At 42.3% G+C, this 13,794-nt stretch carries 19 protein-coding genes and 4 pseudogenes; 12 read left to right on the top strand and 11 right to left on the bottom strand.

What is annotated here, in order from left to right:
* Positions 1-2: 2 nt before the first annotated feature.
* Together K6984_RS20120 and K6984_RS20115 are read right to left on the bottom strand one after the other, a co-directional pair.
* Positions 3-206 (bottom strand): hypothetical protein, encoded by a 204-nt coding sequence (locus K6984_RS20120; RefSeq protein WP_221897139.1) that lies wholly within the window; start codon positions 204-206, stop codon positions 3-5.
* A gap of 5 nt (positions 207-211) precedes the next feature.
* Positions 212-616, bottom strand: coding sequence for a hypothetical protein (locus K6984_RS20115; RefSeq protein ID WP_221897138.1), 405 nt, complete (start codon positions 614-616; stop codon positions 212-214).
* Positions 617-761: 145 nt separating this feature from the next.
* Here K6984_RS20115 and K6984_RS20110 point away from each other — a divergent pair, with 145 nt between their 5' ends.
* A complete protein-coding gene (locus K6984_RS20110; RefSeq protein ID WP_221894087.1) occupies positions 762-1,070 on the top strand; it encodes a hypothetical protein in 309 nt (102 codons plus the stop codon).
* 163 nt (positions 1,071-1,233) lie between these two features.
* Here the strand turns inward: K6984_RS20110 and K6984_RS34305 are convergent, their stop codons facing one another.
* A complete protein-coding gene (locus K6984_RS34305) occupies positions 1,234-1,359 on the bottom strand; it encodes a hypothetical protein (protein ID WP_263458815.1) in 126 nt (41 codons plus the stop codon).
* A gap of 64 nt (positions 1,360-1,423) precedes the next feature.
* Here K6984_RS34305 and K6984_RS20105 point away from each other — a divergent pair.
* The 5 genes and pseudogenes from K6984_RS20105 to K6984_RS34300 form a co-directional block, all read left to right on the top strand.
* Positions 1,424-2,119, top strand: a pseudogene (locus K6984_RS20105) (3-oxoacyl-[acyl-carrier-protein] synthase III C-terminal domain-containing protein); the annotation flags it as partial.
* A gap of 1 nt (position 2,120) precedes the next feature.
* A complete protein-coding gene (locus tag K6984_RS20100; RefSeq protein WP_221897136.1) occupies positions 2,121-2,462 on the top strand; it encodes an SDR family NAD(P)-dependent oxidoreductase in 342 nt (113 codons plus the stop codon).
* Positions 2,463-2,496: 34 nt separating this feature from the next.
* Positions 2,497-3,840 carry an IS4 family transposase gene (locus K6984_RS20095; RefSeq protein ID WP_420831625.1) on the top strand — a complete coding sequence of 448 codons (1,344 nt, stop codon included), beginning with the start codon at positions 2,497-2,499 and terminating at the stop codon, positions 3,838-3,840.
* Positions 3,841-3,874: 34 nt separating this feature from the next.
* Positions 3,875-4,321: pseudogene (locus K6984_RS20090) on the top strand (SDR family NAD(P)-dependent oxidoreductase); the annotation flags it as partial.
* 1 nt (position 4,322) lies between these two features.
* A complete protein-coding gene (locus K6984_RS34300; protein ID WP_263458814.1) occupies positions 4,323-4,451 on the top strand; it encodes a hypothetical protein in 129 nt (42 codons plus the stop codon).
* A 14-nt stretch (positions 4,452-4,465) separates the two neighbouring features.
* Here K6984_RS34300 and K6984_RS20085 read toward each other — a convergent pair.
* The 4 genes and pseudogenes from K6984_RS20085 to K6984_RS20075 all read right to left on the bottom strand — a co-directional run.
* Positions 4,466-4,849: pseudogene (locus K6984_RS20085) on the bottom strand (IS66 family transposase); the annotation flags it as partial.
* 144 nt (positions 4,850-4,993) lie between these two features.
* A complete protein-coding gene (locus K6984_RS34295; protein ID WP_263458596.1) occupies positions 4,994-5,122 on the bottom strand; it encodes a hypothetical protein in 129 nt (42 codons plus the stop codon).
* Positions 5,123-5,141: 19 nt separating this feature from the next.
* Positions 5,142-5,711 (bottom strand): annotated as a pseudogene (locus tag K6984_RS20080) (IS66 family transposase); the annotation flags it as partial.
* 8 nt (positions 5,712-5,719) lie between these two features.
* Complete coding sequence (locus K6984_RS20075) at positions 5,720-7,018, bottom strand: transposase (RefSeq protein ID WP_221893851.1); 1,299 nt, start codon at positions 7,016-7,018, stop codon at positions 5,720-5,722.
* A 912-nt stretch (positions 7,019-7,930) separates the two neighbouring features.
* On the opposite strand from K6984_RS20075, the gene K6984_RS34290 reads away from it, so the two are divergent.
* A complete protein-coding gene (locus tag K6984_RS34290; protein ID WP_263458596.1) occupies positions 7,931-8,059 on the top strand; it encodes a hypothetical protein in 129 nt (42 codons plus the stop codon).
* A 27-nt stretch (positions 8,060-8,086) separates the two neighbouring features.
* A complete protein-coding gene (locus tag K6984_RS20070; protein ID WP_221897133.1) occupies positions 8,087-8,236 on the top strand; it encodes a hypothetical protein in 150 nt (49 codons plus the stop codon).
* Here the strand turns inward: K6984_RS20070 and K6984_RS20065 are convergent.
* Both K6984_RS20065 and K6984_RS20060 read right to left on the bottom strand, forming a co-directional pair.
* On the bottom strand, positions 8,207-9,505 hold the full coding sequence (locus tag K6984_RS20065; protein WP_221893851.1) for a transposase: 1,299 nt from the start codon (positions 9,503-9,505) through the stop codon (positions 8,207-8,209). The genes K6984_RS20070 and K6984_RS20065 overlap by 30 nt on opposite strands.
* 183 nt (positions 9,506-9,688) lie before the next feature.
* Entirely contained in the window at positions 9,689-10,258 is a 570-nt protein-coding gene (locus tag K6984_RS20060; protein ID WP_221897132.1) for a DUF6444 domain-containing protein, read from the bottom strand.
* Between the two features lie 470 nt (positions 10,259-10,728).
* Between K6984_RS20060 and K6984_RS34285 the strand changes: the two genes are divergently transcribed.
* On the top strand, positions 10,729-10,857 hold the full coding sequence (locus tag K6984_RS34285) for a hypothetical protein (RefSeq protein WP_263458596.1): 129 nt from the start codon (positions 10,729-10,731) through the stop codon (positions 10,855-10,857).
* A 438-nt stretch (positions 10,858-11,295) separates the two neighbouring features.
* Here K6984_RS34285 and K6984_RS20055 read toward each other — a convergent pair whose 3' ends face one another.
* Positions 11,296-11,493: a hypothetical protein gene (locus K6984_RS20055; RefSeq protein ID WP_221897131.1), complete on the bottom strand. Its 198-nt coding sequence runs from the start codon at positions 11,491-11,493 to the stop codon at positions 11,296-11,298.
* A 12-nt stretch (positions 11,494-11,505) separates the two neighbouring features.
* Here K6984_RS20055 and K6984_RS20050 point away from each other — a divergent pair, with 12 nt between their 5' ends.
* The 3 genes from K6984_RS20050 (at position 11,506) to K6984_RS20040 (ending at position 12,314) form a co-directional block, all read left to right on the top strand.
* Complete coding sequence (locus K6984_RS20050; RefSeq protein WP_221897130.1) at positions 11,506-11,658, top strand: hypothetical protein; 153 nt, start codon at positions 11,506-11,508, stop codon at positions 11,656-11,658.
* A 65-nt stretch (positions 11,659-11,723) separates the two neighbouring features.
* Positions 11,724-11,972, top strand: a complete 249-nt coding sequence (locus K6984_RS20045) for a DUF433 domain-containing protein (RefSeq protein WP_221897129.1) — start codon at positions 11,724-11,726, stop codon at positions 11,970-11,972.
* A 12-nt stretch (positions 11,973-11,984) separates the two neighbouring features.
* Positions 11,985-12,314, top strand: coding sequence for a DUF5615 family PIN-like protein (locus tag K6984_RS20040; RefSeq protein WP_230988210.1), 330 nt, complete (start codon positions 11,985-11,987; stop codon positions 12,312-12,314).
* Between the two features lie 124 nt (positions 12,315-12,438).
* On the opposite strand, the gene K6984_RS20035 is transcribed toward K6984_RS20040, so the two are convergent.
* Positions 12,439-13,761, bottom strand: a complete 1,323-nt coding sequence (locus K6984_RS20035) for an NAD(P)/FAD-dependent oxidoreductase (protein ID WP_221897178.1) — start codon at positions 13,759-13,761, stop codon at positions 12,439-12,441.
* Positions 13,762-13,794 lie beyond the last annotated feature (33 nt).

Genomic DNA, 13,794 nt, shown 5'->3' with positions numbered 1-13,794 from the left:
CTTTAAACTCTATTTAATAAGCCTAATGCAATCTCTGTTTTGGTCGGGTAGGCACTGTCACGTTCAGGCTTAATAGGCCGATCTTTTTTTGCTATACCGCTCTTTTTCAACCGTTTATCTTCTTTATCCCACTGCTTTAAGGCTGGATCCGGCATATAAAAGAAAAAACCGACAGGCACTGTAATGGATGAGGTAACTAGCAGCAATAATACTATCGTTTGTCCATTAACATACCCGCCGGAGCCTTTGTGTTTCTGCTTGTAAACCTTATAAATACCTTAGATCGTGCTCGGTCTGATTCATCAAAGGCCAACACACCTTCAGTAATGCCATAACGTTTTAAAATTAAGACCACACTCACCCGTAGCAACCAGTCCCAGGGTATACTTGCTTTACGAAACACCCAGGATAATGCGGCTACTTTGCAATCTCCAAGGCTTGCTCGCTCAAACTTAGCCCAGCAAACAGAGTTCATTAGCAGTATGCCCGTTAAACAAGTGCCCAACCAAGCGGCTTGAATCCGTGTCAAAGCGGCTCCGGGTTTTAGCTGATTGAGCGCATCATTTAAATCGTCAATATAGCTTTGGATAAAGGTGGCTGGGGCATTCATTAACATGGGCTTACACCGATAAAATTACAACAACCTCAGAATACCTGATTTTACCTTCTCAATATCAAAAACTTGAACATCGAGTAACACTAAAAGTAATTTCAAGGAAACTAAAGCTTGGTCTTCCAATACCCGCTCACTTGAAAATCAAATGCGCCTGACTGCAATGAGCTATAATTTAATGCGCGTGTTTGAAGAGATTTCAAAAACACAACAGCCAGAATTGATTCATCCATCGGATAAAAAATATAGCGAGGCTCTGGAGATAAGGCAGCAACAGGCTCAAAAACGAGATCGTTTTGTGAATCCATTATTTTTCCAGGCAAGAATATCTCGTATCAGCTCGTATACCATTCGGGCAGTTCAAAACGCAATAATAACAGGAATGTCTTTACAGTGCTTTATGAGCTCTCTTGTGGCGAGGTTAGTTTCACGGCCTCAATTGATAGGGGAACACTGATGGTAATATTACAAGATAGGTTGGGCTTATCAACTAAAACCTTAGCGTTTGATCTAAGCTTAGGTTGCTCTGCCTTCGCTGAAAATCATGGAAGCGGAGCTTAGCGAAGTGGTGATTTCTAGTCCCTGATAGGCGACAGGGCAATTCGCTGATTCGACGTGTGCTAGCAGCACGCGAGAGGAGCAAGAATTGCATTCCGAATAGCCGTCCAGCCAGTGAGGTAGTAATGACGAAGCGGCTTTTTTGTGCGTAGTCGTTGCGGACGCAGGGCGTTCAGGGTATCTCCCATCCGCTGCGTAGGTGAACGAATTATGGCGACAGGAGTCCCGGAATTTCGTGAGGTAGCATGGCGCGCCTGTGTTTATGGTTTGTCTGTGGTGTATGCCTATATGGAAAAAAGTGGCTTAAAAAAAGCCCTGTTATTAAATGGTGAAACTCGTTCCAAAGTGTATTCTGCAAAGGATAGAATGACAGCCTTTATATTTGGTGATGCTGGTATCGCAGCATTAATTGAGAGGGATGAAAAATATGGTGAAAGTTATTTTTCATTAAATTCTGATGGCTCCAGAGAGGCACTGATTAAAATAAACGGCGGTGGCTATAGAACTCCAAGCTCAATGGAAACGATTAAGGAAAAAGTCGTAGATGAACATGGTAATATCAGGTCTGATGAACAGGGGTATATGAATGGTGCTGATGTCTTTAATTTTGTTATTAGAGAAATACCCAAAGATATTAAAGAAATGTTGAAATATTCTGATAAACACAAGGCTGAGTTAGATTATTATGTTTTTCATCAGGCTAATAATTATATCAATTCATACTTAGGAAAAAAGGTGAAGTTTGATAAAGATAAAATCCCTTCAACTATTTGTAAATTTGGTAATACTTCATCAGTTTCTATACCTTTAACAATTATCAGTGAATTAAAGGATAGCTTAAAAGAAGAAAAGGAATTGCTATTATGTGGATTTGGCGTTGGTTTGTCCTGGGCAACGAGTATCATAAAATTTAAGGGTACGCATATTTCTGATATTGTAGAAATATAATATGGATTATAAACCCTTTAGTTTAAATAATAAAACGATTTTAGTGACTGGCGCTTCTTCTGGAATAGGTAGACAGGCCGCTATCACTTTAAGTAAGCTTGGTGCCAAAATCATCTTAGTGGCTAGGGACTTGCAGCGACTAGAAGCAACAAGAGTCGCTTTAATAAATTCGGGGGAGCATTTAATTATTTCTTTAGAGCTGACTGAATATGATTTATTTGATGCAAAGATTGAAGAGATTAAACAATCTGTCAACAAAATTGATGGCATAGTTCATTGTGCCGGAATATCATCTACTCTCGCACTGCGGTCGCTTAATGCATCTCCTTACACACAAGTCTGATATAAGAGTGTAAAATCTCATTATTTTAGTAACGATGACTGAGACTTGGGCAGAAATGGAATTTTGTAATTTAGATTTAGGTGATTCACGGCTTAATAAAAGAGCAGTTAAATTGATAGAAACTTTTGTAAAAGCGCCTAAACTAAGCATTCCTCAGGCTTGCCAAGGCTGGGCTGAAACACAAGCGACTTATCGATTTTATGCAAATGAAAATGTGACATGGGAAAAGTTGTTAGTCGCCCATACAGATCAAGTTGAACAGCGCATTATAGTCAGTGAAGAGCCCGTTATTTTATGCTTACAAGATACGACAGAATTAGATTTTAATGGACAAGAAACTGAGGATTTAGGTCGCTTATCTTACGATGCCCAAAGAGGCATGTACTTGCATCCGACACTCTGCATTACACCAGACCGGCTCCCTTTAGGGGTTAGTGATGCGTGGATGTGGGCAAGAGGAAAAAGCAAAGCAGAAGATCAAAATAATCCCACGATAAAAGAAAGTGATCGCTGGATAGAAGGTTATGAACGTGTCGCTGAAATGGCCGAACGTTGCCCTAAAAGTCGGCTCGTTTATGTGGCCGATAGAGAAGGTGATATTTTAAGTCTTATGCAGAGAAGTAAGGCGTTAAATACGCCTGCTGACTGGCTAGTAAGAGCCAGGCATAACCGTAAATTATCAGCGGATGAAACACTGTGGGATAGCGTCGATAAGCAAGAGGTTATGAGTCGCGTTAGTTTTATTAAGCCACGAAAAAAAGGCGAAAAATCGCGACAAGTTCAGCAAGAAATTAAAGTGTTACGCTGCACTTTCCCCGTAAAAGGGAAAGAAGGTATTGAAGTAACTTTGGTTCAGGCAAAAGAAATCAACCCGCCTAAAGGGAAGTCACCGCTCATATGGCGCTTATTAAGCAATCGAAGGGTAGAAAGTGAAGATCAAGCCTGTGAGTTGATTGACTGGTATCGCTGTCGCTGGGAAATAGAAATGTTTTTTGATATTTTGAAAGTGGGCTGCAAGGTTGAAAAGCTTCAATTATCCAGTAAAGAGCGCATTGAAAAAGCCTTAGTCATGGCCATGGTTATTGCTTGGCGGGTGATGTATCTTATGCGCTTAGGTCGCATCTGTCCTGACTTGCCTGCTGAATTAATCTTTGATCCTTTAGAATGGAAATCATCTTATGGTTTATTGGACAAAAAGATACCCAAAAAAGTGCCTACACTGAATGCCGTGTTAAGAAATTTAGCGACATTGGGTGGTTTTTTAGGGCGTAAATCAGATGGTGACCCTGGTGCGAAAAGTATTTGGATCGGTTTTCAGAGGATTCAGGACTGCGTATATGGTATTCAAATGGCCAGAAAGCTAAAAGGCGTATTTTAGGACTTGTGTGTAAGGAGGTGCGCTTAATGCAGCAAAGTTAAATGCACATTTTAATATTAATGTAAATGCCGGCTTTATATTGACCAGACACCTGTTATCAAAGAAGAGTGCTTTAGTTAATGCAGGAGCGAGTATCATTTTTATCAGTTCCGTTATGGGTGTGGTCGGGGAGGTTGGGAAAACAGCTTATGCAATGACTAAAGGAGCCATAATTGCCGGCGTAAAATCATTATCACTCGAGCTGGCGATGAAAAAAATCAGAGTAAATGCTATCTCCCCGGGCGTTGTCGTTACGCCAATGTCGTCAGCTTCTTTTTATAGTCATGATGAACATAGATTTAATAAAATTAAAGCATTGCACCCCTTAGGATTAGGAGAGCCTGAAGATGTTGTAAATGCCTGTGCTTATTTGCTTTCAGATGCATCAAAATGGGTGACTGGAAGTAATTTAATTGTAGATGGAGGCTATACAGCCAGATAAGATGAATAAAAATGTAATTTTAATTGGCGCCGGTGCCCATGCAGCAGAAATCACTGATTATGTAGCGCTATTTAATGATGTTCAAACTGAAAGTATAGCTAGAATTAATGTAACTACTCAGCGAAGCTGAGTAGTTCAATGAAATTATAAAGCAAATTCAGGTAACTTTCCCTCAAAGACCAAGGTCATTGCCTGAGTTGCACTTAGACCTTGTTTACGGCACGTTGATAAATACCCTCTGACACGACAAAATATCTCTGCACCCTTGGTGCTACGAAAGCAGCCGGATATTTTCTGTTGAACCTTGGTCATCCGAATCGAATTTTCTGCGGCATTATTGGTAAATGGCACCCAGGTATTTGTCATGAAGCGCAAGACATCCTCTTCATAATTAATCAGCCTTTCCAGTAAGTTTCTAGCTTTACTGCGTTTTATTCGCTCCCGTTTTACTTCTTTAGGCTTATCGGGTGGTGGGCATTCGATCTCCGCTTTGCCAAGTAATTCTCTGTATTGTACCTTCCATCGCTGAAAATCAGGGAAACGTAGCCTAAGCGAAGTGATGATTTTTAGTCCGCGATAGCCGTAGGGCCGTTGTTTTGTCGGAGTCTGAGCGTTAGCGAAGGTGGAGACAAAATAAAAGGCCATCCGACACGGCGTCAAGTCATTTGGAGCCTATGTTCCGACCCCTTGTTGGGTCGGGACGAGGTGACGAGGACGAATCGGGGCCGCCGGAGGCATAAGTGGTCGCGTTAAGTTTTTGCTGCTTGCTTGGGCTGGGATGCCCAAAACAAGCTTTCGCAAAAATAGCGACTCCCCGATTTTCTGCTTCTTTATGTAGTAGCATGCCACCTGCTTCATTGACGGCATCATTCATTTTTTCAAGTAGTCGTTTCATTTCAAGCGCCCACTCCTGTTTATCCTGCTCCCAGGCGCGCGTTAATTCCCTCAAATGATGTGCATTACAAAGCGAATGAGTACAATCATATTTATAGTAGGGCTTCCAATGATCATGACATAAAATCCCATGAAAATGGGGTAAAATACCAATGTCATTCATTGCCTCTGTGCCACGTTTGGCATGGGGAAAGAAGTGTGTCCACTGAACATTGGAGGCCCCATGTAGCCAATGGCGCTTACCATTAATATTAATGCCTGTTTCATCCGCATGAATGCACGCTGATTCGACTAAGTGTTCTTTACTGATAGTTTCAAACCCAGCCAACTTCTCATAGGCCAGTTCATTGAAATTATAGATAGAGCCTTCACTAATCGGCATACCTAATTGATCAGCGAAATACTCCTGTATTCGGTTGTAGGGCAATAACTGATATTGCGAAAGATAAACCACATGGGCTTTTATCCCATTACCATATTGCGCAGCCTTAGTAACCTCATCCATCAGTGTTCCCCTATCAATTGATGCCGTGAGACTAACCTCGCCACAAGAGAGCTCATAAAGCACTGTAAAGACATTCCTGTTATTATTGCGTTTTGAACTGCCCGAATGGTATACGAGCTGATACGAGATATTCTTGCCTGGAAAAATAATGGATTCACAAAACGATCTCGTTTTTGAGCCTGTTGCTGCCTTATCTCCAGAGCCTCGCTATATTTTTTATCCGATGGATGAATCAATTCTGGCTGTTGTGTTTTTGAACTCTCTTCAAACACGCGCATTAAATTATAGCTCATTGCAGTCAGGCGCATTTGATTTTCAAGTGAGCGGGTATTGGAAGACCAAGCTTTAGTTTCCTTGAAATTACTTTTAGTGTTATTGAATGTCTTTTCAATCGTCCATCGCTTGAAATACAGCATGGCAATGGTTCCAGGGTTAATAGTCATTGGCAAGGTTGTCACAAACCGGTGAAGTTTTCCGGTTTCTGGATCACGGTAATCCACCACGTTAAATTTGATGCCCTTGTTTTCGTACACACTGTATGCTTCAACCCCTGTATTGATCTCATGGCGGGAGTCAAAAGGGATAGACTCAACCAGAGTCGCAATTGAATTTTCTTTTAGCATTGAAATCATGTAATTAGCATGTCGTTTCTGCCGATCCCACCAGACAAAGTCGGTGACGGCTTTATCGTAGACATAGAGATGTTTCTGAGAGCTGTTATTTCCCTTGTTTTGCTTTTCAATATGATCTCGTAACACAGGTATTTCTTGATGCCTCTGAGTTCCGTTTGTCACCAGACAAAGAAATCTGAGCAACCCACTTCTGAGATTCAACGCGTAAATCCCCCCAGCCGCATAAACTTTCCCCTTGCTGTTTTTTTCAGTATGGCAGGCATGATCAATAAAATGTCCATCCGCTGCTTCTATGGTGTATTCGTCAAGTTCCGGGAATGCTTTAAGATAATCAATGCCTTGCGACAGCAGTGTTTCAGCGTGAAGATGATAGCTCTGCTGTTCAAATGCCTCAAGCATACTTGTTCGTCTATGCGACTTCAGTGATTTAAAATACGTTGAGTGGGGAAGCAGCTGGCCATAAATCTGTTCATTGGTTTGGAGGAAATGGCGACCACTATCGACTACACTGATACAGCGTAATAACCCAAGGCGAATAAAGTCGATATCCTTCAACTCTGGGCATGAACGAGCCCACAAAGGATGACGCTCTGCTAACAGGGAACGTTCCATACTTTCATTGCAGTGTTGGTGAATATGTTCAGAGAGTGGTAGGTCTTTAAGCATGGGTGATATCCGTTTATGAGGTGATTAAAACGGAAATTTTTAGAAAAATTTTTTCGGCAATTGCAAGCTTTATTTGAAATTATTTGTTGTTTTTTTACGGTGCCTACAGAGTGTCTATTTTCTGTTATAAGTGATTAAAATCAAAAAGATGGAAATATTCGAGTGGTGCTACCTTCAGGTAGGTTATAGGCTGCTTTGTTTAGGTACTTCTTCTTTCAATGGGAACACTGATGGCTCTAATAGCCTTTATGCTTTTTCTCTGGCAACATAGCGCCCCAGATAAAGAATCACTGCCGCAGCCAGCATGGTTGCCAGCATCACATAGGCAATTGCGTCACTTAAAGAAAATAAAGTCCCCGCAATCACACATAACTGAAGTTTCCTAGTTTTTAAAGCATAAGAACATCAGCTAATGCTTATTTTTCTGAAATATTAGATATTACTAACATTAATGGCATTCCGTTGACTAAAAGCCTTGAATTCTTTTTAAAAACAACAGGTTAATCTTGAATGAGGCCTAGTTTTACTGTATAATGAAAGTTTCTAACACATTGATTATACAAACAAACCAGCCTCATTCATGTTCATTTTACGCGATACTTTACTTCCGCTTCAAGATCATTTTTCCAAAACCACTTTAGGCCGCGAACGAGCCTCTCTGTTTGTTTACACGATCCTGTCTATTATCGTTCCCTTTACGTCGTCGATGACATCTAATCTTTGGCGTTGCCTTGATACGTTGTTTGGGTTTGAGATCAAGAATAAGCGCTTTTACACTTTCATGGCTTCTTCAACTTTTCCGTGGGCTGGGCTGTGGAAAACTATCTGGGAGCTGATTCCGTCTCCTGAAACAGATGGGCGCATATTGGTTGCACTGGATGACTCCATTATCACTTCGGGGAGTCGCTATTTTTGCGAAAGCTTGTTTTGGGCATCCCAGCCCAAGCAAGCAGCAAAAACTTAACGCGACCACTTATGCCTCCGGCGGCCCCGATTCGTCCTCGTCACCTCGTTCCGACCCAACAAGGGGTCGGAACATAGGCTCCAAATGACTTGACGCCGTGTCGGATGGCCTTTTATTTTGTCTCCACCTTCGCTAACGCTCAGACTCCGACAAAACAACGGCCCTACGGCTATCGCGGACTAAAAATCATCACTTCGCTTAGGCTACGTTTCCCTGATTTTCCATCAGTGTTCCCCTATCAATTGATGCCGTGAAACTAACCTCGCCACAAGAGAGCTCATAAAGCACTGTAAAGACATTCCTGTTATTATTGCGTTTTGAACTGCCCGAATGGTATACGAGCTGATACGAGATATTCTTGCCTGGAAAAATAATGGATTCACAAAACGATCTCGTTTTTGAGCCTGTTGCTGCCTTATCTCCAGAGCCTCGCTATATTTTTTATCCGATGGATGAATCAATTCTGGCTGTTGTGTTTTTGAACTCTCTTCAAACACGCGCATTAAATTATAGCTCATTGCAGTCAGGCGCATTTGATTTTCAAGTGAGCGGGTATTGGAAGACCAAGCTTTAGTTTCCTTGAAATTACTTTTAGTGTTATTGAATGTCTTTTCAATCGTCCATCGCTTGAAATACAGCATGGCAATGGTTCCAGGGTTAATAGTCATTGGCAAGGTTGTCACAAACCGGTGAAGTTTTCCGGTTTCTGGATCACGGTAATCCACCACGTTAAATTTGATGCCCTTGTTTTCGTACACACTGTATGCTTCAACCCCTGTATTGATCTCATGGCGGGAGTCAAAAGGGATAGACTCAACCAGAGTCGCAATTGAATTTTCTTTTAGCATTGAAATCATGTAATTAGCATGTCGTTTCTGCCGATCCCACCAGACAAAGTCGGTGACGGCTTTATCGTAGACATAGAGATGTTTCTGAGAGCTGTTATTTCCCTTGTTTTGCTTTTCAATATGATCTCGTAACACAGGTATTTCTTGATGCCTCTGAGTTCCGTTTGTCACCAGACAAAGAAATCTGAGCAACCCACTTCTGAGATTCAACGCGTAAATCCCCCCAGCCGCATAAACTTTCCCCTTGCTGTTTTTTTCAGTATGGCAGGCATGATCAATAAAATGTCCATCCGCTGCTTCTATGGTGTATTCGTCAAGTTCCGGGAATGCTTTAAGATAATCAATGCCTTGCGACAGCAGTGTTTCAGCGTGAAGATGATAGCTCTGCTGTTCAAATGCCTCAAGCATACTTGTTCGTCTATGCGACTTCAGTGATTTAAAATACGTTGAGTGGGGAAGCAGCTGGCCATAAATCTGTTCATTGGTTTGGAGGAAATGGCGACCACTATCGACTACACTGATACAGCGTAATAACCCAAGGCGAATAAAGTCGATATCCTTCAACTCTGGGCATGAACGAGCCCACAAAGGATGACGCTCTGCTAACAGGGAACGTTCCATACTTTCATTGCAGTGTTGGTGAATATGTTCAGAGAGTGGTAGGTCTTTAAGCATGGGTGATATCCGTTTATGAGGTGATTAAAACGGAAATTTTTAGAAAAATTTTTTCGGCAATTGCAAGCTTTATTTGAAATTATTTGTTGTTTTTTTACGGTGCCTACAGAGTGTCTATTTTCTGTTATAAGTGATTAAAATCAAAAAGATGGAAATATTCGAGTGGTGCTACCTTCAGGTAGGTTATAGGCTGCTTTGTTTAGGTACTTCTTCTTTCAATGGGAACACTGATGATTGCGAAAGATAAACCACGTGGGCTTTTATCCCATTACCATATTGCGCAGCCTTAGTAACCTCATCTGGAAAAGGAGCGATAAAACACTGCCCTTTTTCATTTATCAACCGTTGCGCCTGGTATTCTGTCACTACCCTTGAGATATCAATATCGAATACCTGGCGTGTTTCAAAGCCATCTGCCGTGTATCGCCCTTTTGGCAAGGTACGGCGATCAATGGTAATGATCTCGATTTCATCCGGGTCATCTATTTTTTGAAGTGTCGTGCCGACATGCGATTTTTGTCCGCCAGAAGGCTTATCTGATTTTTTTCGATTCCCTTTTTTACGGTTGGGATCACTTGCAGGTGGTTTACTGCTATTTTTGCTGTTCAGTGTCACTCGATTGAGTAATACCGTGACTAATAATAGAATCACTTCCAGTGCTGATTTTAGCGCAGGCGATATATCACGCTCAGTTTCAAGTAACTGTTTGGCATGACTGATTGCGGAATCAACATCGATGAAGTCTATTTTCAAAGGGTAACCTGTATTGCTTTAAGGACAGGCTTATTATCTCATGGGTTTTAAATCCCGAATTTTCCTTGTTTTAAGCGATTGTAAGGCGAGTAAAAAAGTTCTTCGAGGTCGTAGATGTTTAAGGGGACATTTTGTGATGACTATAGCGATAGAAGCAATAAAGCGTGGATTAATCGACTGTTGGGCAGTTTACTAAAAATCACAAAAACCAGACTAAAACCCTGTCAAGAACTTTTTTAATTATTCAGGCGCTCCATGCTACCTCACAACATTCTGGGACTCCTGTCACCAACATTCATTCGCCTACGCAGCGAATGGGAGATGCCCTGGTCGCCCTGCGTCCGTCTCAACTACTCAACTACGCACAAAACCCTGCTCAGTTAACCCATCTTCGTCACTATTGATGATGTAGTTGTTATAAATCAATTGGTTGAAATTTTAAAAGGTAGCCAGTTGGGGAGTCGCTATTTTTGCGAAAGCTTGTTTTGGGCATCCCAGCCCAAGCAAGCAGCAAAAACTTAACGCGACCACTTATGCCTCCGGCGGCCCCGATTCGTCCTCGTCACCTCGTCCCGACCCAACAAGGGGTCGGAACATAGGCTCCAAATGACTTGACGCCGTGTCGGATGGCCTTTTATTTTGTCTCCACCTTCGCTAACGCTCAGACTCCGACAAAATAACGGCCCTACGGCTATCGCGGACTAAAAATCATCACTTCGCTTAGGCTCCGTTTCCCTGATTTTCAGCGTTGGCACTACAGATTTTGTGTTTTTGTATAAAACGTTGGATTTTTTAGAGTATTTTTGTCGCATGTAAATTACACTCAAATAATGATGATTTTTTTGACAAAAGTCAATGAATTTATCGACAAAAAATCGCTTAAACCGATGAATCAATGGCTTAGAAAGATGAAAGTGACGAAGATGGGTTAAGTCTACCTCAAATGGCTGGACGGCTATTCGGAATGCAATTCTTGCCTCCCTCGCGCGCTACTAGCGCACTTCGGATCAGCGAATTGCCCTGTCGCCTACCAGAGACTAAAAATCATCACTCCGCTTAGGCTCCGTTTCCCTGATTTTAAGCGTACGCTGAGTAGTTACCTTCGCTGTCAGCCCCGGACGGGCTGATAGTCTCCAGAAGGCGCAGGGAAATTTGCCAATCCGAAGTGCGCGATAGCGCGCGAGGGAGGCTAAAATTTTATCCCGAATAGCCGTAGAGCCATTTGTGGTAGCCATGACTGAGCTGCTTTGTGCTCAGTCTGTGGCGGACGCAGGGCGGCTGGAGCATCTCCTATTCGCTGCGTAGGTGAACGAATTACGGCGACAGGAGTCCCGGAATTTCGTGAGGTAGCATGGCGCGCCTGTTTTTGTTGTCAATGCGGTATAGATGAAATCAAATGAGCAAAAATAGGGCAACTCAGCTATGATGAATGTAAGCATAAACAGATATATAACGAGAATAAATTATGAAACCCAAAAAAATCAGTTATTTAGATGGCATAATTACAATAGATCCTGATCTCTGTAATGGCAAACCAACAATTCGAGGAAAAAGAATAACAGTGCAAACAGTGGTTGAGTTTCTTAGTATGGGTGAGACAGAAGAAGAAATCTTGAAGCAGTACCCTACTCTGGAGAGCAATGATATTCATGCCTGTTTAGTTTTTGCTAGTAAAATGATGGGGCACAGATATACTCTTCAAGAAATAGCATAAATGAAGAAATACTTGATAGATGTAAATCTTCCAAGTCGGTTCTCTTTGTGGGCTGGTGATGAATATGAGCATGTGGTTCATATTAATGATGAATTAAAAGATAGTGAAATTTGGGCGTATGCAAAAGAACATGACCTTACGATAGTTACTAAAGACACCGATTTTTCTGATTTGATTTTGATGAATAACCCTCCGCCAAGAGTGATACATATAAAGGTTGGTAATATGAAAATGAAAGAATTTCACCAGCTATTAACCAATATTTGGAATGATGCTTGTAAAGTGAGTGAAGAATTTAAGTTAATTAGAGTTTATGCAACTAAAATCGAAGGTATTGATTAAATATTATTTCGTATCGAATAACAAATATATCGTTCCCATGCTCTGCGTGGGAATGCCTGTTGTGACGCTCTGCGTCACGGAACGCAGAGCGTTCCTGCATAAATTCCCACGGAGACCGTGGGAACTATAAGATGGCTTTTTCAGTCAGGCGCTTACCTATACTCCGTCCTTCACGTATCGCATAATTAGTGCCGCGATCTTCAGGATATATCTGTGCCATGGTACATAAATGCAGGCCGGGTTTTGGTCCCTGCTCAGCAGGAATTAAGCGGCTGTAATGTTTTTCCACTACAGGCTGTGACCAGCGGGCTTTCCAGAGATGATGAGCTAATATCCAGTCGCGCTGCAGCGCAGGAAACATTTCTTGCAAATAAGGTAATGCATAATCCAGCATTTCATCGGCATTCATTTGATATAGTGCGTCGGTATGTGGCAGGTATTTTGATAGGTAGACGATATGCCGTCCAGCATAGTTTTCAGATCCTGCAAAATTAGTATGCTCAATCACGCCGACAAAGGGAAATCCCGGATCATTAATATTAAGCCAATAGGTGTCTGATAGCGATTGCTTGAGTTGCAGAACCAGGCAGACATTTGCCAGGTAGGTGATGCGTCGTAAACTAGCCAGGTAATCCGTGCTTGCCCAGCCCTGAATCATATCGGCGACTATGGGTAGCGCGGTGGTAACGATAACATGATTTACAGTAGATTCGCCCGTAGATGCACTGATTTGCCAGCGATTTTCGATAGGTCGTAGCGCAGAAACTTTGGAGCTTGTAATTATCTCCCCCCCTTGAACCTGTATGCGCTTGACCAATGCTTCGGCAAGCGCGACAAAGCCGCCTCTGAAATAGGCCAGGCGTTCTTCTCCGCCTTTACCGCGACTGCCACCTCTTAATTTTAATTTATTCCAGAACCAGACGGCTGAAATCTGCTCGGCAACAGGGCCAAATTTGCCTGTAAGTAGTGGCTCCCAGACTATTCGATATACTGTTTCGCCGCCGAGCTCTTTCAGCCACTCAGCCGCTGTTTTATCTTCCAGTTCTTGCCAGTTTTTTACTCGCCTGGCACGCAGTGCAAGCAAGCCCAGCCGAATACGATCCAGAAAAGGCAGTGGGGTAAAATTCAGTAAATCCCACGGGGTGGATAATTGAAAAAAATTATTGGCATAATAAACGCCGGTATTTGTAGGGTTGATGCTGACTTTGTCGTTTAGATCTAGTTCATCAATAAGTTGCATCACATGCTGATCATTGGTAAACCAGTGATGGTAGAAGCGGTCTAGTTTTTCCCCTTGCACATCAAATGCGGAGGCTAGCCCCCCGATTTCAGCTTCACCTTCGTGTACAGTTACCACAATGCCTTGTTTCGTGAGTTCGTAGGCGGCAGCAAGACCGGTAAAGCCGCCACCAATAATGGCGACTGTAGGCTGGATATTAAGGCTCATATATTCTTTGCCTGCGATTTGCGGATATTTAGC

This window comes from Bathymodiolus japonicus methanotrophic gill symbiont (assembly GCF_019721995.1).
GTDB lineage: Bacteria > Pseudomonadota > Gammaproteobacteria > Methylococcales > Methylomonadaceae > Methyloprofundus.
The sequence above is the reverse complement of the archived record's forward strand: the minus strand, read 5'-3'. Positions and strand labels throughout refer to the sequence as shown.

What these genes read in the sequence shown, in the direction of transcription:
- K6984_RS20035 (WP_221897178.1), bottom strand. Translation starts at nt 13,761, where the DNA reads ATGAGCCTTAATATCCAGCCTACAGTCGCCATTATTGGTGGCGGCTTT.
- K6984_RS20070 (WP_221897133.1), top strand. Translation starts at nt 8,087, where the DNA reads ATGGCCTTTTATTTTGTCTCCACCTTCGCTAACGCTCAGACTCCGACA.
- K6984_RS34305 (WP_263458815.1), bottom strand. Translation starts at nt 1,359, where the DNA reads ATGGGAGATACCCTGAACGCCCTGCGTCCGCAACGACTACGCACAAAA.
- K6984_RS20065 (WP_221893851.1), bottom strand. Translation starts at nt 9,505, where the DNA reads ATGCTTAAAGACCTACCACTCTCTGAACATATTCACCAACACTGCAAT.
- K6984_RS20045 (WP_221897129.1), top strand. Translation starts at nt 11,724, where the DNA reads ATGAAACCCAAAAAAATCAGTTATTTAGATGGCATAATTACAATAGAT.
- K6984_RS34300 (WP_263458814.1), top strand. Translation starts at nt 4,323, where the DNA reads ATGAATAAAAATGTAATTTTAATTGGCGCCGGTGCCCATGCAGCAGAA.
- K6984_RS20075 (WP_221893851.1), bottom strand. Translation starts at nt 7,018, where the DNA reads ATGCTTAAAGACCTACCACTCTCTGAACATATTCACCAACACTGCAAT.
- K6984_RS20115 (WP_221897138.1), bottom strand. Translation starts at nt 616, where the DNA reads ATGTTAATGAATGCCCCAGCCACCTTTATCCAAAGCTATATTGACGAT.
- K6984_RS20110 (WP_221894087.1), top strand. Translation starts at nt 762, where the DNA reads ATGCGCCTGACTGCAATGAGCTATAATTTAATGCGCGTGTTTGAAGAG.
- K6984_RS20055 (WP_221897131.1), bottom strand. Translation starts at nt 11,493, where the DNA reads ATGGCTACCACAAATGGCTCTACGGCTATTCGGGATAAAATTTTAGCC.
- K6984_RS20095 (WP_420831625.1), top strand. Translation starts at nt 2,497, where the DNA reads ATGACTGAGACTTGGGCAGAAATGGAATTTTGTAATTTAGATTTAGGT.
- K6984_RS20100 (WP_221897136.1), top strand. Translation starts at nt 2,121, where the DNA reads ATGGATTATAAACCCTTTAGTTTAAATAATAAAACGATTTTAGTGACT.